This is a genomic window from Aquabacterium sp. A08 (assembly GCF_011742065.1).
On sequence record NZ_JAAQQT010000678.1, the window covers coordinates 1 to 19,490 of the forward strand.

General features: G+C 67.8%; 16 protein-coding genes, 2 tRNA genes and 1 other RNA gene. 11 read left to right on the forward strand and 8 right to left on the reverse strand.

Annotation, left to right across the window (positions count from 1 at the left end; all coding sequences use genetic code 11):
• Positions 1 to 161, reverse strand: a 161-nt coding sequence (locus HA630_RS16970) for a co-chaperone YbbN (protein ID WP_243855495.1), incomplete at its 3' end; no start/stop codon positions are given.
• A 37-nt stretch (positions 162 to 198) separates the two neighbouring features.
• Positions 199 to 294: signal recognition particle sRNA small type (gene ffs / locus HA630_RS16975), an RNA gene on the reverse strand.
• Positions 295 to 328: 34 nt separating this feature from the next.
• Here ffs and dnaX point away from each other — a divergent pair.
• The 5 genes from dnaX to ligA all read left to right on the forward strand — a co-directional run bounded on the left by dnaX (position 329) and on the right by ligA (position 6,542).
• Positions 329 to 2,203: a DNA polymerase III subunit gamma/tau gene (gene dnaX, locus HA630_RS16980; protein ID WP_166836187.1), complete on the forward strand. Its 1,875-nt coding sequence runs from the start codon at positions 329 to 331 to the stop codon at positions 2,201 to 2,203.
• A gap of 26 nt (positions 2,204 to 2,229) precedes the next feature.
• Positions 2,230 to 2,562 (forward strand): YbaB/EbfC family nucleoid-associated protein, encoded by a 333-nt coding sequence (locus HA630_RS16985; protein WP_166836188.1) that lies wholly within the window; start codon positions 2,230 to 2,232, stop codon positions 2,560 to 2,562.
• Between the two features lie 2 nt (positions 2,563 to 2,564).
• Entirely contained in the window at positions 2,565 to 3,164 is a 600-nt protein-coding gene (gene recR / locus HA630_RS16990; RefSeq protein WP_166836190.1) for a recombination mediator RecR, read from the forward strand.
• A 155-nt stretch (positions 3,165 to 3,319) separates the two neighbouring features.
• A complete protein-coding gene (locus tag HA630_RS16995) occupies positions 3,320 to 4,321 on the forward strand; it encodes an ABC transporter substrate-binding protein (protein ID WP_166836191.1) in 1,002 nt (333 codons plus the stop codon).
• A 67-nt stretch (positions 4,322 to 4,388) separates the two neighbouring features.
• Positions 4,389 to 6,542 (forward strand): NAD-dependent DNA ligase LigA, encoded by a 2,154-nt coding sequence (gene ligA / locus HA630_RS17000; protein ID WP_166836192.1) that lies wholly within the window; start codon positions 4,389 to 4,391, stop codon positions 6,540 to 6,542.
• Between the two features lie 6 nt (positions 6,543 to 6,548).
• Here ligA and HA630_RS17005 read toward each other — a convergent pair whose 3' ends face one another.
• The 6 genes from HA630_RS17005 to HA630_RS17030 form a co-directional block, all read right to left on the reverse strand.
• Positions 6,549 to 6,950: a hypothetical protein gene (locus tag HA630_RS17005; protein WP_243855494.1), complete on the reverse strand. Its 402-nt coding sequence runs from the start codon at positions 6,948 to 6,950 to the stop codon at positions 6,549 to 6,551.
• 100 nt (positions 6,951 to 7,050) lie between these two features.
• The gene (locus HA630_RS17010; RefSeq protein ID WP_166836193.1) at positions 7,051 to 9,723 is read right to left on the reverse strand and encodes a [protein-PII] uridylyltransferase; all 2,673 of its coding nucleotides are present in this window, start codon (positions 9,721 to 9,723) and stop codon (positions 7,051 to 7,053) included.
• Positions 9,724 to 9,789: 66 nt separating this feature from the next.
• A complete protein-coding gene (map, locus tag HA630_RS17015) occupies positions 9,790 to 10,605 on the reverse strand; it encodes a type I methionyl aminopeptidase (RefSeq protein WP_166836195.1) in 816 nt (271 codons plus the stop codon).
• 22 nt (positions 10,606 to 10,627) lie between these two features.
• A tRNA-Arg gene (locus HA630_RS17020) sits at positions 10,628 to 10,704 on the reverse strand.
• A gap of 17 nt (positions 10,705 to 10,721) precedes the next feature.
• Positions 10,722 to 10,798: transfer RNA gene (locus HA630_RS17025), tRNA-Pro, on the reverse strand.
• A 54-nt stretch (positions 10,799 to 10,852) separates the two neighbouring features.
• Positions 10,853 to 11,557 carry a glutathione S-transferase C-terminal domain-containing protein gene (locus HA630_RS17030; RefSeq protein ID WP_166836196.1) on the reverse strand — a complete coding sequence of 235 codons (705 nt, stop codon included), beginning with the start codon at positions 11,555 to 11,557 and terminating at the stop codon, positions 10,853 to 10,855.
• A 179-nt stretch (positions 11,558 to 11,736) separates the two neighbouring features.
• Between HA630_RS17030 and rimP the strand changes: the two genes are divergently transcribed.
• The 6 genes from rimP to HA630_RS17060 form a co-directional block, all read left to right on the forward strand.
• Positions 11,737 to 12,363 carry a ribosome maturation factor RimP gene (rimP, locus tag HA630_RS17035; RefSeq protein ID WP_166836197.1) on the forward strand — a complete coding sequence of 209 codons (627 nt, stop codon included), beginning with the start codon at positions 11,737 to 11,739 and terminating at the stop codon, positions 12,361 to 12,363.
• Between the two features lies 1 nt (position 12,364).
• Complete coding sequence (gene nusA, locus HA630_RS17040) at positions 12,365 to 13,864, forward strand: transcription termination factor NusA (RefSeq protein WP_166836199.1); 1,500 nt, start codon at positions 12,365 to 12,367, stop codon at positions 13,862 to 13,864.
• 29 nt (positions 13,865 to 13,893) lie between these two features.
• Positions 13,894 to 16,764 (forward strand): translation initiation factor IF-2, encoded by a 2,871-nt coding sequence (gene infB / locus HA630_RS17045; protein ID WP_166836200.1) that lies wholly within the window; start codon positions 13,894 to 13,896, stop codon positions 16,762 to 16,764.
• A gap of 3 nt (positions 16,765 to 16,767) precedes the next feature.
• Positions 16,768 to 17,142, forward strand: coding sequence for a 30S ribosome-binding factor RbfA (gene rbfA, locus HA630_RS17050; RefSeq protein WP_166836202.1), 375 nt, complete (start codon positions 16,768 to 16,770; stop codon positions 17,140 to 17,142).
• Position 17,143: 1 nt separating this feature from the next.
• Positions 17,144 to 18,097, forward strand: coding sequence for a tRNA pseudouridine(55) synthase TruB (truB, locus tag HA630_RS17055; protein WP_166836203.1), 954 nt, complete (start codon positions 17,144 to 17,146; stop codon positions 18,095 to 18,097).
• The coding region (locus HA630_RS17060) for a GTP-binding protein (protein WP_166836205.1) at positions 18,094 to 19,490 on the forward strand (1,397 nt) is incomplete at its 3' end. The genes truB and HA630_RS17060, both read left to right, overlap by 4 nt.

The following is a 19,490-nucleotide window of genomic DNA, read 5'->3' on the forward strand; positions in this document are numbered from 1 at the left end:
TTGCCGTCGTAGCTGGTGGCCACTTCGTCGAGGATGGGAGCGATCATGCGGCAGGGGCCACACCACTCGGCCCAGAAGTCGACCAACACCGGCGCAGCGGCTTTCACCACATCGGTTTCAAAGGTTGCGTCGGTCACGTGTTTGATCAGCTCGTTGGCCATGAATGCGCCTCAAATCTTGTCGCTTCAGAGTAAATAAGGTGACGAGCCTCGCCCCGGCACTGGATTCACAGTTAGGGCTGCTTGGTTCCCCACCTGACCCGGTTGGCCGCTTCACCATGCGGGAAGGCCCGTCGAGAGCGATTGTATGCGACAGATAGAATCCCCGCATGTCCTATGTCGTCCTGGCCCGCAAATACCGCCCCAAGAACTTCGCCGAGATGGTGGGGCAGGAGCACGTGGTGCAGGCCTTGGGCAACGCGCTGACCACCCGGCGTCTGCACCACGCCTACCTGTTCACCGGCACGCGCGGCGTGGGCAAGACGACGGTGTCACGCATTTTGGCCAAGTCGCTCAATTGCACCGGGCCGGACGGGCAGGGCGGCATCACCGCCACGCCGTGTGGTGTGTGCGACGCCTGCCGCGACATCGACACCGGCCGCTTTGTGGACTACACCGAACTCGACGCCGCCTCCAACCGCGGCGTGGACGAGGTGCAGAGCCTGCTGGAGCAGGCCGTGTACAAGCCGGTGCAGGGGCGCTTCAAGGTCTTCATGATCGACGAAGTGCACATGCTCACCAACACCGCCTTCAACGCCATGTTGAAGACGCTGGAGGAGCCGCCCGAGTACCTCAAGTTCGTGCTGGCCACCACCGACCCGCAAAAGGTGCCGGTGACGGTGCTCAGCCGTTGCCTGCAGTTCAACCTGCGGCCGATGGCGCCCGACACGGTGCGCGAGCACCTGGCGCACGTGCTGGCCGCCGAGCAGGTGGCGGCCGAGCCCGGGGCCTTGCGGCTGCTGGCCCGTTCGGCGCGCGGTTCCATGCGCGATGCCCTGAGCCTGACCGACCAGGCGATTGCCTTTGGTGGCGGCCAGTTGCAGGAAGCCACCGTGCGCCAGATGCTGGGAGCGGTGGACCGCAGCCACGTCTGGACGCTGTTGGAGGCGTTGGCTGCTGGCGACGGGGGCACCGTGGTGCAGACGGTGGAGGCGCTGCGCCTGCAGGGTTTTGGCGCCGCGTCCACCCTGGAAGAGATGGTGGGCCTGCTGCAGCGTATGGCCGTGGCCCAGATGGTGTCTGCTGCGGCCGCCGGCGACGACCCCGACGAAGTGCGCCTGCAGCAGCTGGCAACGGTGTTGCCCCCCGACGACACCCAGCTGCTCTACAGCCTGTGCCTGCACGGCCGGGGCGAACTGGGGCTGGCCCCCGACGAGTACGCCGCCCTGACCATGGTGCTGTTGCGGCTGCTGGCGTTTCGGCCCGAGGCGGAAAAAAAAACTCTGAAACGGCCGTCGGCGGCGCCTGAGCTGGCCGCGGTGCGGCCGCAGGCGGTGATGGTGTCTGCAACCCCGGGCCCAGCCTCGCCAACGCCAACGCCTGTTTCGGTCGAAACCATTGCCCTTGCGCCAGGCCCAGGGACGAGCGACCGCGGGCTCCCCGAGCTGCCGCCCCCCAGCACCACCGCCACCGCCACGCAGGTGGCCCCTCCCAGGCCTGCAGTGGACAAAGCGCCACCGCCTGAGCCCGCCGAGCCGGTGACCGAGCCTGTGGCCATCAACCTCGATGCGGCCGGGCCCGGGTTGGCGGTCTCGCCCCGTCACGAACCAGCCGTGGCGCCACCTGCCGCGCCCCAAGCCTCACCGCTGCCCAGTGTGCCGGCCGAACTGGGCGACTTCTGGTTCCAATTGGTGCAGCAACTGGTCGCCACCGACGCGGTGACGGCCCTCGTGCGCGAGCTGGCCCTGCAGTCCTGTCTGGTGGCGCAGCGCGAAGGCGCCTGGCAGTTGCAGGTGCCCGGCGCCACCCTGATGCAGCCCAGCACCCGCGACCGCCTGCAGGCCGCCCTGGCGGCGGCGGGCCACCCGGTGCGCCTGGAACTGGCCGTGGGTCCGGTGGACGACTCCCCCGCCAAGCGCCTGGCCGCCGCCGCCGCCGCGCGCCTGCGCGACGCCGAAGACCACCTGCGCCAAGACCCCTTTGTGCAGGCGATGCTGCGCGACTTTGGCGGCAAAATCGTGCCCGGTAGCATCCAGGCCCTCTGATTTCACTTTTCATCACAAGGAATTCCATGTTCAACAAAGGACAACTCGCCGGTCTCATGAAGCAGGCCCAGGCCATGCAGGACAACCTCAAGAAGGCCCAGGACGAGCTGGCGCACATCGAGGTCACCGGCGAATCCGGTGCCGGCCTGGTCCAGGTCGTGATGACCTGCAAGCACGACGTCAAGCGCGTCACCATCGACCCCAGCCTGCTGCCCGACGACAAGGACATGCTGGAGGACCTGGTGGCCGCGGCCTTCAACGCCGCCGTGCGCAAGGCCGAAGAGACCAGCCAGGAAAAAATGGGCAAGATCACCGCCGGCATGCCGGGCCTGCCCGGTGGCATGAAGTTCCCGTTCTGACGGTGGCCAGCGCCCAGACGCTGGACGCGCTGGTGCGGGCGCTGCAGTGCCTGCCGGGGGTGGGGGTCAAGTCGGCGTCGCGCATGGCCTTCCACCTGCTGCAGCACGACCGCGACGGTGCCCTGCACCTGGCCCAGGCTCTGCAGCAGGCCGCCGGGGCCTTGCGCCACTGCCGCCTGTGCCACACCTTCACCGAGGACGAGGTGTGCGCGACCTGCCTCGACCCGCAACGCGACCACGGTTTGCTGTGCGTGGTGGAAACCCCGGCCGACCAGGCCGCGCTGGAGCGCACCGGGGCGTTTCGCGGCTTGTACTACGTGCTGATGGGGCGGCTCAGCCCGCTCGATGGCATCGGCCCGCAGGACATTGGCGTGGTGCAATTGGTCGAACGGTTGCAGCACGCCGACACAGTGGCGGTGCGCGAAGTCATCCTGGCCACCAACTTCACCGCCGAGGGGGAAGCCACCGCCCATGTGATCGGACACATCGTCAAAAGCCTGGGCCTCCAGGTCACACGTTTGGCCCGAGGCGTGCCCATCGGCAGCGAATTGGAGTACGTGGACCTGGGCACCATCGCCCACGCCCTGGCCGACCGCCGGTGAATCATTTTCATCAGGGTTGACCCGATTGGGACTTTCCCGCTTCGGGCCAATCCCGATGCTGCACAGCAGCATTTCCCCGTATTCTGCCCAGCACGGCGTCGCCAGAACGCCGGGTTTTCACAGAAGGGGTGGTGGCGATGCAGCGGCGAACGGTGTTGGGTTGGGGTTTGGCCAGTGCCTTGGGCGCCGGTGCGGCGGCCGCGCCGGCGGGCCTGCGACCGGTCGTGGTCACGGCGCAGGCCACCGGCCATCTCAAGCTCCTGCCCCTGGTGCTGGCCGCTCGCCTGGGTTACTTTGCCGACGAGGGCCTGGCGGTGACGCTGCAGGACGTGGCTGCCTCGCGCCACACCTTGCCCGAACTGGCCGACTGGCCGGCCCAGGTGTTTGCGGGCACGTTCGAGCGCACCCTCTACCTCAACGCCCAGGGGCGCATGCACCAGGCGTTCGCCCTGTTGTCACGTTCGCCGCAGGTGGTGTTGGCGGTGTCGGCGCGGCACCAGCAGCCCGAAACCGGGGTGTCCGATCTGGTGGGCGCGCGCGTCGGCGTGGCGGCCTCCGGCTCGCTCGGCCACCGCATCGCCCAACTGGTGCTGATGCGGGCCGGCCTGCGTCCGCACGACGTGCATTTCATCGAATTCGCCCAGGCCCAGGACGCCCAGGACGCGCTGGAGCGGGGCGAGGTCGAGGCGCTGAGCTACACCGACCCTCTTATTACCCGGCTGGAGCAGCGGGGAACGATTCGGGTGGTGAGCGACACCCGCACGCTGCGCGACAGCGACCTCGTGTTTGGCGGCCCGGTGGCCTGCACCTGCCTGAGTGCGCCCTTGCACTGGGTGGAGCGCGAGCCCGAACTGGTGCAGGGCCTGACCAACGCGGTGGTGCGGGCGCTCAAGTGGCTGCACACCGCTGCCCCGATCGACCTGTTGCGCCACCTGCCCGAGGGCTGGATGGACGGTGACCGTGGCCTGTTTCTGGCGGCCTTCGCCCGTTCGCGCGAAACCCTGGCGGTGGACGGCCTGTTTGCCGAGCAGGCGCCGCGCAACGTGTTGCGCGCGTTGGACCGCCTGCGCCTGCCGGTGGCGCTGGGCCAGCAGAACCTGGACCTGGCCTGGACCAACCGCTACGCCCAGCGCGCCAAAGTGCAGTTCCGGGTTTGACCGCTGCGGGCCCGCCACTATGATGGCGGGTTGTTCACGCCCCCGTGGGCTGCCCGCCCCCGCCTGTATGACCGACCTGCCCGCCGACGACGCCCAGCGCCTGCAATGGCTGCGCCAGCAATTGCACCACCACGCCCACTGTTATTACGTGCTGGACGCGCCTGAAATTCCCGACGCCGAGTACGACCGCCTGTTCCAGGCCCTGCAGGCGCTGGAGGCGGCCCACCCGGACTGGGTCACACCGGACTCCCCGACCCAGCGCGTGGGGGGGCGCGTGCTCGACGGTTTTGCCACCGTGCGCCACCGGGTGCCGATGCTCAGCATCCGCACCGAAACCGACACCGAGGCCAGCGGTGCGCGGGCCTTCGACGACCGCGTGCGCAAGGAGCTGGAACTGACCCCGGCCGACCCGCCGGTGGCGTATGTGGCGGAACCCAAGTTCGACGGGCTGGCCATGAGCCTGCGCTACGAGGACGGCGTGCTGGTGCAGGCCGCCACCCGCGGCGACGGCGAGCTGGGCGAGGACGTGACGCAGAACATCCGCACCATCGGCCAGGTGCCGCTGCGGCTGCAGGCCCAGGCCCGCGCCGTGCCCCCGGTGCTGGAGGTGCGCGGCGAGGTCTACATGCGCCGCGACGATTTCGAGGCACTCAACGAGCGCCAGCGCGAGCGCATCGCCGCCGGCGCGAAGGGCGAAAAAACCTTTGTCAACCCGCGCAACGCCGCAGCCGGGGCGGTGCGGCAGCTGGACCCGGCCATCGCGGCGTCGCGTCCCTTGAGCTTTTTCGCCTACGGCGTGGGCGAGGTCAGCCCGCCGGACGCCGGCGGTCCGCGCTGGAGCAGCCACCACGACACGCTGCTGGCGCTGCGCGACTGGGGTTTTCCGGTCTCCGACGCGGTGGCCCGCTGCCACGGGGTGGAAGAACTGGTGGCCTACCACCGCCGCCTGGGGGCGCAGCGCGACCGCCTGCCGTTCGACATCGATGGCGTGGTTTACAAGGTGGACCGGCTGGATTGGCAACGCGCGCTGGGCTTCGTGACCCGCGAGCCGCGCTGGGCCGTGGCCCACAAATACCCGGCCCAGGAGCAGATGACCACGGTGCTGGGCATAGACGTGCAGGTGGGCCGCACCGGCAAGCTGACGCCGGTGGCCAAGCTGGCACCGGTCTTTGTCGGCGGCGTCACCGTGACCAACGCCACCCTGCACAACGAGGACGAGGTGCTGCGCAAGGACGTCCGGGTGGGCGACACGGTGATCGTGCGGCGCGCGGGGGACGTGATCCCCGAAGTGGTGGCGGTCGTGCCCAGCGCCCGTGCCGAGGCCTCCGCCGATCACGCAGGGCCGGAGGACACGCCCCAGGCCGATCTGTTCACCGCCGCGGCCCGCGGACCCGTGTTCCGCATGCCGGCCGTGTGCCCGGTGTGCGGCAGCGCGGTGGTGCGCGAGGCCGAGGAGGCCAACCACCGCTGCAGCGGTGGCCTGTTCTGCCCTGCCCAGCGCAAGCAGGCCATCCTGCACTACGCGCAGCGGCGCGCCATGGACATCGAAGGCCTGGGCGACAAACTCGTCGACCAGATGGTGGACGAAGGCATGGTGCGGGGTGTGCCCGACCTGTACCGGCTGGGGCTCAACGCCCTGGCGCGCCTGGACCGCATGGCCGACAAGTCGGCCACCAACCTGTTGCAGGCGCTGGAAGCGTCCAAGCAGACCACGCTGCCCCGGTTTTTGTTTGCCTTGGGCATCCGCCACGTGGGCGAAGCCACGGCCCGCGAACTCGCGCGCCATTTCGGCGGCCTGGACCGGCTGATGGAGGCCAGTCCTGAGCAGCTGCTGGAGGTGCGTGACATCGGGCCGGTGGTGGCCAAGAGCGTGCACACGTTTTTCCAGCAGCCGCACAACCGCGAGGTGGTGGCACAGCTGCAGGCTTGCGGTGTGCATTGGGAGGAGGGCGGCGCCGCGTCCGACGCGCCCCAGTGGCTGGCCGGTCAGACCTGGGTGCTTACCGGCACCCTGCCTACCCTGTCGCGCGACCAGGCCAAGGCCTTGATCGAAGGCGCCGGTGGCAAGGTCAGTGGCTCGGTGAGCAAGAAAACACACGCCGTGCTGGCCGGTGCCGAGGCCGGTAGCAAGCTCGACAAGGCGCGCGAGCTGGGCGTGCGCGTCATCGACGAGGCCGGCCTGCGGGCCTTGTTGCAGGCCGCCCCGGTCGACGGGGGCTGAACCGCTTCAGTCCTGGAAGCGGTAGTGGTCGCGGTTGAGCACCGCAGCCACGGCCGTGACTTCTTCCGGGAACATCTGGAAGTTGAGCATGGCGTTGCACTGCTCGACCATGCCGCGCAGCAGGCCAGCGGTGTTGATCCGGCCCAGCGGGCGGTAGATGCCGCTGCCGTCGCCGCCCACCTTCTCGGCGTGGCATTGCGCACAGCGGTGCTGCTGGATCAGCTGCTCGCCCAGCGCCAGGTCGGCGCCGCGGAAAATGGCCGCGCCCTGCGCCTGCGCCGGGGTGGCCCACCAGAGCGCGGCACCCGCCAGAAGCAGGGCCACGGCGGCGCGCCAGCGGTGGGTATTTTGCAACTGGGTGGCGGGTGCCACGCGGGCCTGGCTGGGGGTCGGGGGGCGGTGTGGCATGGGGTCCTCCTGGGCAAGCGGGGCGCCGCTGCGCCCTGTGCCCCACTGTAACCCGGGCCAGGACCGCCGGGTCTCAGGTCTTGCCCCAAGGGGCCCGGGGTCAGCGCGTGTCTTCCAGCACTTCCAGCAGCTCGTTGGTCAGCAGGGCCTGTTCGCGGTTCACGTGCAGGGCCGGACCACTGATGAGGAAGGTGTCCTCCACCCGCTCCCCCAGGGTGCTGACCTTGGCCAGCTGCAGGTTGACCTGGTGCCGCGCCAGCACCCGGGCGATGCTGTAGAGCAGGCCATGGCGGTCGCTGGCCGACACGCTGAGCAGCCAGCGCTGGCCCTTGTCGTCGGGTTGCAATTCCACGCGCGGCACCACCGGAAAGCTCTTGACCCGGCGCGACAGCCGGCCCCGGCTGGGCGTGGGCAGCGGGCCGGCCGCGTTCAGCGCCAGAGGCAGTTCGTTCTCCACCATGGCCACCAGTTCGCGGTAGTGTTCTTCCAGGGTGGTGGTGGCCACCTGGAAAGAGTCCAGCGCGTAGCCGTTCTGGGTGGTGTGCACCCGCGCGTCCAGGATGCTGAAGCCCGCTTCGTCGAAATAGCCGCAGATGCGCGCGAACAGGTCGGGCTGGTCGCGGGTGTAGACCAGCACCTGCAGGCCTTCGCCCACCGGCGACAGCCGCGCCCGCACCACCGTCACCGGGGTGTCGGGGGCGGCCCGCTGGGCCAGCGCCCGCGAGATGTGCCGGGTGTGCCAGGCGATTTCGTCGGCCGGCTGGCGCATGAAGTAGCTCACGTCCAGCTGGTCCCACAGCACCTTGTGCGCCATGTGCGGCTGGGCGTGCAGCGCCAGGGTGGTCAGCGCCTCGCGCTTGCGGGCCTCCACCAACGCGTCCGGGTCGGGCGAACCGCCGCCCAGCACCCGCAACGTGGCGCGGAACAGGTCTTCCAGCAGCTTGCCCTTCCACGCGTTCCAGACCTTGGGGCTGGTGCCGCGGATGTCGGCCACCGTGAGCAGGTAGAGCGCGGTCAGGCGGCGTTCGTTGCCCACCCGCTGTGCAAAGGCCGCGATCACATCCGGGTCGCTCAGGTCTTCTTTCTGGGCGATGCGGCTCATGGTCAGGTGCTCGGCCACGAGGAAGCAGACCAGCTCGGCGTCGGCCCGGGCGATGCCGTGCTGACGGGCGAAGGCCTTGACCTCGTGCGCGCCCAGTTCGGAGTGGTCGCCGCCTCGGCCCTTGGCGATGTCGTGGAACAGCGCGGCCGCGTACAGGATCCACGGCTTGTCCCAGCCGGCGGCCAGGCCCGAGCAGAACGGGTATTCGTGCGAATGCTCGGGGATGAAAAAGCGCCGCACGTTGCGCAGCACCATCAGGATGTGCTGGTCCACGGTGTACACGTGGAACAGGTCGTGCTGCATCTGCCCCACCGTGCCGCGGAACACCCACAGGTAGCGTCCCAACACCGAGGTCTCGTTCATCAGCCGGAAGGCGTGGGTGATGCCTTCGGGCTGCTGCAAAATTTGCACGAAGGTGGCGCGGTTGACCGGGTCGCGGCGGAAGGCCGCGTTCATGATGGGCCGGGCGTTGTACAGCGCCCGCAGCGTGCGCGCCGACAGGCCCTTGATGCCGACCGTGGTCTGATACAGCAGGAAGGTTTCCAGAATGGCGTGGGGCTGCTGCAGGTAGAGGTGGTCGCTGGCCACCTCCAGCATGCCACCTTTGTCCAGAAAGCGCTCGTTGATCGGGCGCAGCGGTACTGGGTCACCGCGCTCGTCGCTCTCCAGCCGCTCCTGGATGTTGAGCATCAGGATCTGGTTGAGCTGGGTCACGGCCTTGGCCGCCCAGTAATAGCGGCGCATCAGCGCCTCACTGACCCGGCGCGCCCGGCGCGCGGGGCCGTACTGGCCAGCGGTGTCGATCTGGGCCTTGTAGCCGAACGACTCGGCCAGCGGGGTCTGCAGGTCGAAGATCAGCCGGTCCTCGCGCCGCCGGGCCAGCAGGTGCAGCCGGGCGCGGATGAGGCTGAGCAGGGCCTCGTTGGCCTTGAGCTGGCGCGCCTCCAGCGCGGTGGCCAGGCCGCGGCGGGCCAGTTCGTCCCAGGTGCGGCCCAAGCCCGAGGCCTTGGCCACCCACAGCACCACCTGCAGGTCGCGCAGGCCCCCGGGCGACTCCTTGCAGTTGGGCTCCAGCGCGTAGGGGGTGTTCTCGAAGCGCTGGTGGCGCTGGCGCATCTCCAGCCGCTTGGCGCCGAGAAAGGCCAGCGGGTCCATCGCGTCGTTCAACTGGCACACCAGCGCCCGGTAGGCCGAGGCCGGTCCGGCCAGCAGCCGGCTCTCCAGCAGCGAGGTCTGCACCGTCACATCGGCCTGGGCCTCGCCCACGCACTCGTCCAGGGTGCGCACGCTGGAGCCGATTTCCAGCCCCACGTCCCAGCACCGGCCGATGAAGCCTTCCACCGCCGTCTTCACCTCGGGCTGGGTGTCCAGGGCCGTGCCGGGCGGGATCAGCAGCAGCACGTCCACGTCGGAATAGGGGAACAGCTCGCCACGCCCATAACCGCCGACCGCCACCAGCGCAAACGAGGCGGGCAGGCCGGCCTGCTGCCACAGGTGGCGCAGGACGCCATCGGTCAGCCGGGCCAGTTGCCGCAGCCGGGCGTGGATGGCACGGGGGCTGCCCTTGATAGCGTCGATCTGGCGCAGCACGTCGGCTTTGCCGTCGCGGTACGACTGGCGCAGCGCCTGGGTGGTGTCGCGCGCGGGGGCGCTGGGGGTGTCGGGCGTCATGGGGGCAGGGGCTCCACAGGCAAACGGCTGAAACGCACGCCCCGGCAAGCGGGGCCGGTGCCCGCCTCAGGCGGTGAGGGCGGTTTGGACGAAGGCCGGTGGGGGCGGCGTGCCGGCCGAAACGGTCAGCACCTCGTAGCCGGTGTCGGTGCACAGCACCGTGTGTTCCCACTGGGCCGACAGCGAGCGGTCCTTGGTGACGATGGTCCAACCGTCGCCCATCTCGCGGATGTCGCGCTTGCCCTGGTTGATCATGGGCTCGATGGTGAACACCATGCCGGCCTGGATTTCCATGCCCGTGCCCGGTTTGCCGTAGTGCAGGATCTGCGGGTCCTCGTGGAACTTCTGCCCGATGCCGTGGCCGCAGAACTCGCGCACCACCGAGTAACCGGCGGCCTCCGCAAACCGCTGGATGGCCGAGCCGATGTCGCCCAGGCGCACGCCGGGGCGCACCAGTTCGATGCCTTTCCACATCGCCTCGTAGGTGATGGTGGACAGGCGCTTGGCCGCGATCGGCACCTCACCGACGTGGAACATGCGGCTGGTGTCGCCGTGCCAGCCGTCTTTGATGACGGTGACGTCGATGTTGACCACGTCGCCTTTTTTCAGCGGCTTGTCGTTCGGGATGCCGTGGCAGATCACCGAATTGACCGAGGTGCAGATGCTTTTGGGGTAGGGGTTGTGGCCGCTGGGGTCGTAGTTCAGCGGCGCCGGGATGGCCTGCTGCACGTTGACGATGTAGTCGTGCGCCAGCCGGTCCAGCTCGTTGGTGGTGACGCCCGGGCGCACGAAAGGGGTGAGGTGGTCGAGCACCTCGGCGGCCAATCGGCCGGCGATGCGCATGGCGGCGATGCCCGAGGCATCTTTGAACGTGACGGTCATGGTGCTCCCGCAAACCCGTGTGTGGCCTGCCCGGAGGGACTCGAACCCCCGACCTGCTGCTTAGAAGGCAGCTGCTCTATCCAGTTGAGCTACGGGCAGTAGGGGTGAAAAGAAAATGGTCGGAGCGGCGGGATTCGAACTCGCGACCCTCTGCTCCCAAAGCAGATGCGCTACCAGGCTGCGCTACGCTCCGACGAAGCTCGCATTGTAGCCGCTTGTGCCGGGCGTTTGGCCGGGGCCATGAACTTTATCGGGGCTGGTATTGCTGGGCGCCGAACAGGGCGGCCCGGGCGCGTTCGTCGGTCAGTGGTTTGTGGGCATCGGCCAGCACCTGCACGCCGCGCTGCACCGCCGGGCGGGCGCCCACGCTGTAGAACCAGGCTTTCAGGGTGGGGTAATCGGCCCAGTCTATGCCCTGGTTCTGCCAGCTGCGCAGCCAGGGGTACACGGCGACATCGGCCACGCTGTACTCGGCGCCGCCCAGGTAGGGGCTGGTTTGCAGGCGCCGCTCCATCACGCCGTACAGGCGTTTGGCCTCGTTGGTGTAGCGGTCGATGGCGTAGCCGATTTTTTCCGGCGCGTAGATGCGGAAGTGGTGCGCCTGGCCTAGCATGGGGCCGACGCCGCCCATCTGGAACATCAGCCACTGCAACGCCTCCAGCCGCGCCCGCTCGCTGGCGGGCAGCAGGCACTGGAATTTCTGGGCCAGGTAGAGCAGGATGGCGCCGGACTCGAACAGCGCGATCGGCTGGCCGTCGGGGCCGTTCGGGTCCACCAGCGCCGGGATCTTGTTGTTGGGGCTGATGCGCAGAAAGTCGGGCTGGAACTGGTCGCCTGCCCCGATGTTGATGGGGTGAACCTGCCAGTCGCGGCCGAGTTGCTGGCCGCATTCTTCCAGCATGATGTGGACTTTGTGCCCATTCGGGGTGGGCCAGGAATAGACGTCGATCATGTTTGTGTGGCAACGGGCATGAAATGTGCTGCAAAACGCAGCAGCCAGTGCTAGAATAGCAGCTTCACGACCAAACGGGCGGGTATTTACCGGCCCTTTTTTTTTGGTCGATCGCAAATCGAATCGGTCGGGTGGCGCGTGTCGCCGGCCCCGTTGGCATAGGCAAGAGCATCGAACGCATGAGTTGGCAGCAGACCCTGGAGCAGACCGTGACCGGTCTGGGTTACGACCTGGTGGACCTGGAGCGGTCCCCCGGGGGACTGTTGCGCGTCACCATCGACTGGCCCTGGGACCCGGCCGACCCGCAGGTGCGCTTTGTGACGGTGGAGGACTGCGAAACGGTCACCCGCCAGCTCCAGTACCTGCTGGAGGTGGAAAACGTCGATTACAAGCGGCTGGAGGTCGGCTCGCCCGGCATCGACCGGCCGCTGCGCCACGAGGTGGACTACGTCCGCTTTGCTGGCGAGGTGGTGGACATCACGCTCAAGGAAGCGATCGGCGAGGCGGCTGGCCCCGGCATGGCCGCCAACCGCAAGAAGTTCCGCGGCACCCTGGAGCGGGCCGATGACGGCACCTCCTGGCAGATCGTCTGGACCGACGAGCCCGAGCGCAAGCCGGGCCAGCGCGTCAGCAAGAAGGCCAAGCCGCTGCCGATGCACGCGCTGGGCTTCACGCTGGACGAAGTGCGCGACGCCCGCCTGGCCCCGATTGTGAATTTCAAAGGGCGTGACGCCGCTCCGGCCGGCACCGACCCAGAAGCAGAAGACAAAACCCTCAAGCAGCAGATTGGAAAGGCAGGCGAGTGAAATGAATCGCGAAATGTTGATGTTGATCGATGCGATCTCGCGCGAGAAGAACGTGGAGCGCGACGTGGTGCTGGGCGCCGTGGAGTCCGCGCTGGCCTCGGCCACCAAGAAGCTGCACAAAGGTGAGGTGGACATCCGCGTGTCCATCGACCCCGACAGCGGGGCCTACGAAACCTTCCGCCGCTGGCTGGTGGTGCCCGACGAGGCCGGTCTGCAGAACCCGGACGCCGAGGAACTGTACTCCGACGTGGCCGAAGACGTGCCCGGCATCCAGGTCGGTGACTACATCGAAAAACCGATCGAGAGCGTCCCCATCGGCCGCATCGGCGCCATGGCCGCCAAGCAGGTCATCCTGCAGCGCATCCGCGACGCCGAGCGCGAAATGCTGCTCAACGACTTCATGAGCCGTGGCGAAAAAATCTTCGTCGGCACCGTCAAGCGCATGGACAAGGGCGACGTGATCGTCGAGAGCGGTCGGGTCGAAGGCCGCCTCAAGCGCGGCGAGATGATCCCCAAGGAAAACTTCCGCAGCGGCGACCGCGTCCGCGCCATGATCATGGAGGTGGACCTGACGCTGCGCGGCGCGCCCATCCTGCTGAGCCGCTCCGCGCCCGAGTTCATGATCGAGCTGTTCCGCCAGGAAGTGCCCGAAATCGAGCAGGGCCTGCTGGAGATCAAGACCTGCGCCCGCGACCCGGGCAGCCGCGCCAAAATCGCGGTGCTGTCGCACGACAAGCGCATCGATCCCATCGGCACCTGCGTCGGCGTGCGCGGTTCGCGCGTCAACGGCGTGACCAACGAACTCGCCGGTGAGCGGGTGGACATCGTGCTGTGGTCCGACGACCCAGCGCAGTTCGTCATCGGCGCGCTGGCCCCGGCCAACGTGCAGTCCATTGTGGTGGACGAGGAGCGCCACGCCATGGACGTGGTGGTGGACGAGGAAAACCTGGCCATCGCCATCGGCCGTGGCGGCCAGAACGTGCGCCTGGCTTCCGACCTGACCGGCTGGAAGATCAACATCATGACGGCCGACGAGTCGGCCCAGAAACAGGCCGAAGAGTCCAACGCCATCCGCAGCCTGTTCATGGCCAAGCTGGACGTGGACCAGGAGATCGCCGACATCCTGATCGAAGAAGGGTTCGCCAGCCTGGAAGAGGTGGCCTACGTGCCGCTGCAGGAAATGCTTGAGATCGAGTCCTTCGACGAGGACACGGTGAATGAACTGCGCGCCCGCGCCAAGGACGCCTTGCTGACGATGGAAATCGCCAAGGAAGAAAGCGTCGAGTCGGTGTCGCAGGACCTGCGCGGTCTGGACGGCATGACCACTGACCTGATCGCCAAGCTCGCCGACGCCGGCGTGCACAGCCTCGACGACCTGGCCGACTTGGCCACCGACGAGTTGACCGACATCACTGGGCAGACGGCTGAAGAAGCGACGGCCCTGATCATGAAAGCGCGCGCGCACTGGTTTTCCGGTGACGCAGCCAACGCTCAATCCTGATCGCGGAGGCCCCACGGAGTAACACATCTATGTCTAGCAACACCGTCGCAGAATTCGCCGCTGAATTGAACAAACCCACCTCGCTGCTGCTGGAGCAACTGGCCAGCGCCGGGGTGCAGAAGAACGCCGGCACCGACCCGATCGCCGAATCGGACAAGCACAAGCTCTTGAGCTACCTGCAGGCCAGCCACGGCACGGCCAGCGCCGAGCGCAAGAAGATCACGTTGACCAAGAAGTCGACCACCGAGATCAAGCAGGCCGACGCCACCGGCCGGGCCCGCACCATCCAGGTGGAGGTGCGCAAGAAGCGCACCTTCATCAAGCGCGACGACGAGCCCACCGGCGCCGAGGAGGTGGAAGACACCACCCCGGCGGTGGACACCGAAGAACTGGCCCGCCGCGAGGAAGAAGCGCGCCACCAGGCCGAGCTGCTGCAGCGCCAGGAGGAAGAGCTGGCCCAGAAGCGCCGCGAACGCGAAGAGCAGGAAGCCCGCGCCGCCGCCGAGGCCCAGCGCGAGCGCGCCGAGGCCGAAGCCCGTGCCGCCCAGGAAGCGGCCGAGCGCGCCGCCCGTGAATCCGCCCAGGCGGCGCTGTCAGCGACCCCAGCCGCTGCGCCGGCCCCCGACGCCGCGGCGCAAGCCGCGGCCCAGGCGGCCGCCCAGGCCCGGGCCGAGGCCGAGTTGCAGGCCAAGCAACGCCAGGACGCCGAAAAGCAGGCCGAGGCCGAGCGCGCCCGCGACCTGGACGAGCGCCGCCGCAAGGCCCTGGCCGAGGCCGAGGCCATCCGCGCCATGATGGCCGCTCCCAAGAAAGTGATGGTGGCCAAGAAGCCCGAAGAGGCCAAGCCGGCGGCCGATGCCAAGGCCGCCCTCAAGGGCACGCTGCACAAGCCGGCCGGCACGACCGCCAAGCCCGGCCAGGCAGCCGCCCCGGCCGGTGGCAAGAAAGAGGTCAAGTCCGAAGCCCTCTCGTCCACCTGGAAAGACGACGCCGCCAAGAAGAAAGAACTCAAGACCCGCGGCGACACCGGCGGTGCGCGTCCGGGCGGCAACAACTGGCGCGCCGGCCCCAAAGGCGGCGGCCGCCGCGGTGGGCGCGACGACCGCAACCAGGGCGCTTCGTCGTTTGCCCCGGCGGTGGAAGCCAAGGTCATCGAGGTGCACGTGCCCGAGACCATCACCGTGGCCGAACTGGCGCACAAGATGTCGCTCAAGTCGTCCGAGGTGATCAAGCAGCTGATGAAATTGGGCCAGATGGCCACCATCAACCAGCCACTGGACCAAGACACCGCCATGATCGTGGTGGAAGAACTGGGCCACAAGGCCGTGGTGGCCGCGCTGGACGACCCGGAAGCCTTCGCCGACGAGGAAGTGGCGACCCAGGCCGAGGCCCTGCCACGCGCCCCGGTGGTGACCGTGATGGGCCACGTCGACCACGGCAAGACTTCGCTGCTGGACTACATCCGCCGCTCCAAAGTGGCGGCGGGCGAAGCCGGTGGCATCACCCAGCACATCGGTGCCTACCACGTGGACACGCCGCGTGGCATGGTGTCCTTCCTTGACACCCCGGGCCACGAGGCGTTCACCGCCATGCGGGCCCGCGGTGCCCAGGCGACCGACATCGTCATCCTCGTGTGTGCCGCCGACGACGGCGTGATGCCGCAGACCAAGGAAGCCATCAAGCACGCGAAAGCGGCTGGGGTGCCCATGGTCGTGGCCCTGACCAAGATCGACAAACCCGGCATCAACCTGGAGCGCGTGCGTTCCGAGCTGGTGGCCGAAGAAGTGGTGCCGGAAGAGTTCGGCGGTGACGTGCCCTTCGTGGGCGTGTCGGCCAAGACCGGTGAGGGCGTGGATTCGCTGCTGGAGCAGGTGCTGCTGCAGGCCGAAATCCTGGAACTGAAGGCGCCGGTGGAAGCCAACGCCAAGGGCCTGGTGATCGAAGCCCGCCTGGACAAGGGCAAGGGCGCGGTCGCGACCGTGCTGGTGCAGTCTGGCACGCTGAAAGTGGGCGACGTGGTGCTGGCGGGCCAGACCTCGGGCCGCGTGCGCGCCATGCTGGACGAAAACGGCAAGCCCGCCAAGGAGGCCGGTCCGTCCATTCCGGTGGAAATCCAGGGTCTGGCCGAGGTGCCGCAGGCCGGCGACGACTTCATGGTCATGCTCGACGAGCGCCGTGCCCGTGAAATCGCCACCTACCGTGCCGGCAAGTTCCGTAACACCAAGCTGGCCCGCCAACAGGCCGCGAAGATGGAGAACATCTTCTCCGACATGGCCGCCGGCGAGGTGCAGACCCTGCCCATCATCATCAAGTCGGACGTGCAAGGTTCGCAGGAAGCGCTGGCCGCGTCGCTGCTCAAGCTGTCCACCGACGAGATCCGCGTGCAACTGGTGTACGCCGGTGTGGGCGGCATCAGTGAATCCGACATCAACCTGGCGATCGCGTCCAAGGCCATGGTGATCGGCTTCAACGTGCGCGCCGACGTGGGCGCGCGCAAGCTGGCCGAAGGCAACGACGTCCAGATCCACTACTACAACATCATTTACGACGCGGTGGACGAGCTGAAGGCCGCCATGTCGGGCATGTTGGCACCGGAAAAGCGCGAAGAAGTCATCGGCACCGCCGAGATCCGCAACGTCATCGTGGCGACCAAGATCGGCACCATTGCGGGTTGTATGGTCACGCACGGCCACGTCACCCGCACGGCGCATTTCCGCCTGCTGCGCGACAACGTGGTGGTCTACACCGGCGAGTTGGAGTCGTTGAAGCGCATGAAGGACGATGTCAAGGAAGTCAAGGAAGGCTTCGAGTGCGGCATCAAGCTCAAGAACTACAACGACATCAAGGAAGGCGATATCCTCGAGCTGTTCGAGATCAAGGAAATCGCCCGGACGCTGTAAGCCATGCCCGCGAAAAAGTCCTCTGCGGCCAACCGCAGCTTCAAAGTGGCCGATCAGATCCAGCGCGATCTGACCGAACTGATCGCGCGCGAGTTGAAAGACCCGCGCGTGGGCATGGTCACGTTGCAAGCGGTGGAGGTCACGCCCGACTACGCGCACGCCAAGGTGTACTTCAGTGTGCTCATCGGTGACCCGCAGGAAACCCAGGAGGCCTTGAACCAGGCGGCGGGTTTTTTGCGCAACGGCCTGTTCAAGCGGTTGCACATCCACACCGTGCCGACGCTGCACTTCCTGTTCGACCGCACCACCGAGCGTGCGGCGGACATGAATGCCCTGATCGCCAAAGCGGTAGCATCGCGCGCCAAGGACGACGAGTGACATGACGGCTGCGACTCGTGCACGGGTGCAGCGTCGCCCCGTGCACGGGGTGGTGCTGCTCGACAAACCGCTGGGGCTGTCCAGCAACCAGGCCTTGCAAAAGGTCAAGTGGTTGCTGCGCGCCGAAAAAGCCGGCCACACCGGCACGCTGGACCCGCTGGCCACCGGCGTGCTGCCGCTGTGCTTTGGGGCGGCCACCAAGTTCAGCCAGCTGCACCTGGACGCCGACAAAACCTACGAAACCACCTTGCGCCTGGGGGTGACCACCACCACCGGCGACGCTGAGGGTGCCGCGCTGGACACCCGCCCGGTCACCTGCAGCGTCGGCCAGGTGGTGGAAACGCTGGACCGCTTCATGGGGCCGATCGCCCAGATCCCGCCCATGCACAGCGCCCTGAAGAAGGACGGCAAGGCCCTGTACGAGTACGCCCGGGCTGGCGTGGCAGTGGCGCGTGAGCCGCGCCAGGTCACCATCCACGACCTGGACCTGCTCGACCTGCACTTGCAAGGTTCCGAGCCGTACCTGCGCCTGCGGGTGCGCTGCAGCAAAGGCACCTACATCCGCACGCTGGGCGAGGACATCGGCCAGGCCCTGGGCTGTGGTGCGCACCTGTCGGCCCTGCGCCGGGTGCAGACCGGCGACTTCGGGCTGGACCGTTGTGTGGCCCTGGAACAGCTTGAAGCCCTGCCCGAGGCGGACCGCGTCGCGCTGCTGCAGCCGGCCGACACCCTGCTGGCCGGTCACGAGCGCGTCACGCTGGCCGGTGAAGATGCCGCGCGCTTCCTGACCGGGCTGCGCCGCCGCGGCCCGTGGCCCAACGCCGAACGTGTCGCGGTTTACGGCACCCAACCCGCCGCCTTGCTGGGCACCGCCCACACCCAGGCCGGCGAACTCATACCGGGGCGCTTGTTGAGCCCCATCGAAATTCAACAAATCCTGGAAAGTCAAGCATGAGCACTCCCATTCGCAACATCGCCATCATCGCCCACGTCGACCACGGCAAAACCACCATGGTCGACCAACTGCTGCGCCAGAGCGGCACCTTCGCCGAGCACGAAAAAGTCGTGGACACGGTGATGGACAACAACGCCATCGAACGCGAGCGTGGCATCACCATCCTGGCCAAGAATTGCGCCGTGAGCTGGGAAGGCACCCACATCAACATCGTGGACACCCCGGGCCACGCCGACTTTGGTGGTGAGGTGGAACGCGCCCTGTCCATGGTGGACGGCGTGGTGCTGCTGATCGACGCCCAGGAAGGCCCGATGCCGCAGACCCGCTTCGTCACCAAGAAGGCCCTGGCCCTGGGCCTCAAGCCCATCGTGGTGGTGAACAAGGTGGACAAGCCCGGCGCCAACCCGGACAAGGTCATCAACGCCGCGTTCGACCTGTTCGACAAGCTGGGCGCGACCGACGAGCAGCTCGACTTCCCTGTGGTCTATGCCTCGGGCATCAACGGCTGGACCTCGCTGGAAGAGGGCGCACCGGGCGAACAGTGGGGCCCGGACATGTCGGCCCTGTTCAACACCATCCTCAAGCACGTGCCGGCCCAGCAGGGCGACCCGGCCGCGCCGCTGCAGCTGCAGATTTCCGCGCTGGACTTCTCCACCTTCGTCGGCCGCATCGGCGTGGGCCGCATCAGCCAGGGCACCATCAAGCCCGGCATGGACGTGCTGGTGATGGAAGGCCCCGAGGGCAAGCAGATCAAGGGCCGTATCAACCAGGTGCTGACCTTCCAGGGCCTGGACCGTGTGCAGGTGACCGAAGCCGGCCCGGGCCACATCGTGCTGATCAACGGCATCGCCGACATCGGCATCGGCGTGACCGTGACCGACCCGTTGCAGCCCCAGCCGCTGCCCATGCTCAAGGTGGACGAGCCCACCCTGACCATGAACTTCTGCGTCAACACCAGCCCGCTGGCCGGCCGCGAAGGCAAGTTCGTGACCAGCCGCCAGATCTGGGACCGCCTGCAGAAAGAGTTGCAGCACAACGTGGCGCTGCGGGTGAAGGAAACCAGCGAAGACGGCATTTTTGAAGTGGCCGGCCGGGGCGAACTGCACCTGACCATCCTGCTGGAAAACATGCGCCGCGAAGGCTACGAACTGGCCGTGTCCAAGCCGCGCGTGGTGTTCCGCGAGATCGACGGCGAGAAGTGCGAGCCGATCGAGTTGGTGACCGCCGACATCGAAGAAGGCCACCAGGGCGGCGTGATGCAGGCCCTGGGCGAGCGCAAGGGCGAGCTGGTGAACATGGAGCCGGACGGCCGCGGCCGCGTGCGCCTGGAATACCGCATCCCGGCCCGTGGCCTGATCGGTTTCACCAACGAATTCCTGAACCTGACCCGCGG

Coding starts and splice junctions, on each gene's coding strand:
- dnaX (WP_166836187.1), top strand. CDS start 329: ATGTCCTATGTCGTCCTGGCCCGCAAATACCGCCCCAAGAACTTCGCC.
- HA630_RS16985 (WP_166836188.1), top strand. CDS start 2,230: ATGTTCAACAAAGGACAACTCGCCGGTCTCATGAAGCAGGCCCAGGCC.
- ligA (WP_166836192.1), top strand. CDS start 4,389: ATGACCGACCTGCCCGCCGACGACGCCCAGCGCCTGCAATGGCTGCGC.
- HA630_RS17005 (WP_243855494.1), bottom strand. CDS start 6,950: ATGCCACACCGCCCCCCGACCCCCAGCCAGGCCCGCGTGGCACCCGCC.
- HA630_RS17010 (WP_166836193.1), bottom strand. CDS start 9,723: ATGACGCCCGACACCCCCAGCGCCCCCGCGCGCGACACCACCCAGGCG.
- map (WP_166836195.1), bottom strand. CDS start 10,605: ATGACCGTCACGTTCAAAGATGCCTCGGGCATCGCCGCCATGCGCATC.
- HA630_RS17030 (WP_166836196.1), bottom strand. CDS start 11,557: ATGATCGACGTCTATTCCTGGCCCACCCCGAATGGGCACAAAGTCCAC.
- rimP (WP_166836197.1), top strand. CDS start 11,737: ATGAGTTGGCAGCAGACCCTGGAGCAGACCGTGACCGGTCTGGGTTAC.
- nusA (WP_166836199.1), top strand. CDS start 12,365: ATGAATCGCGAAATGTTGATGTTGATCGATGCGATCTCGCGCGAGAAG.
- infB (WP_166836200.1), top strand. CDS start 13,894: ATGTCTAGCAACACCGTCGCAGAATTCGCCGCTGAATTGAACAAACCC.
- rbfA (WP_166836202.1), top strand. CDS start 16,768: ATGCCCGCGAAAAAGTCCTCTGCGGCCAACCGCAGCTTCAAAGTGGCC.
- truB (WP_166836203.1), top strand. CDS start 17,144: ATGACGGCTGCGACTCGTGCACGGGTGCAGCGTCGCCCCGTGCACGGG.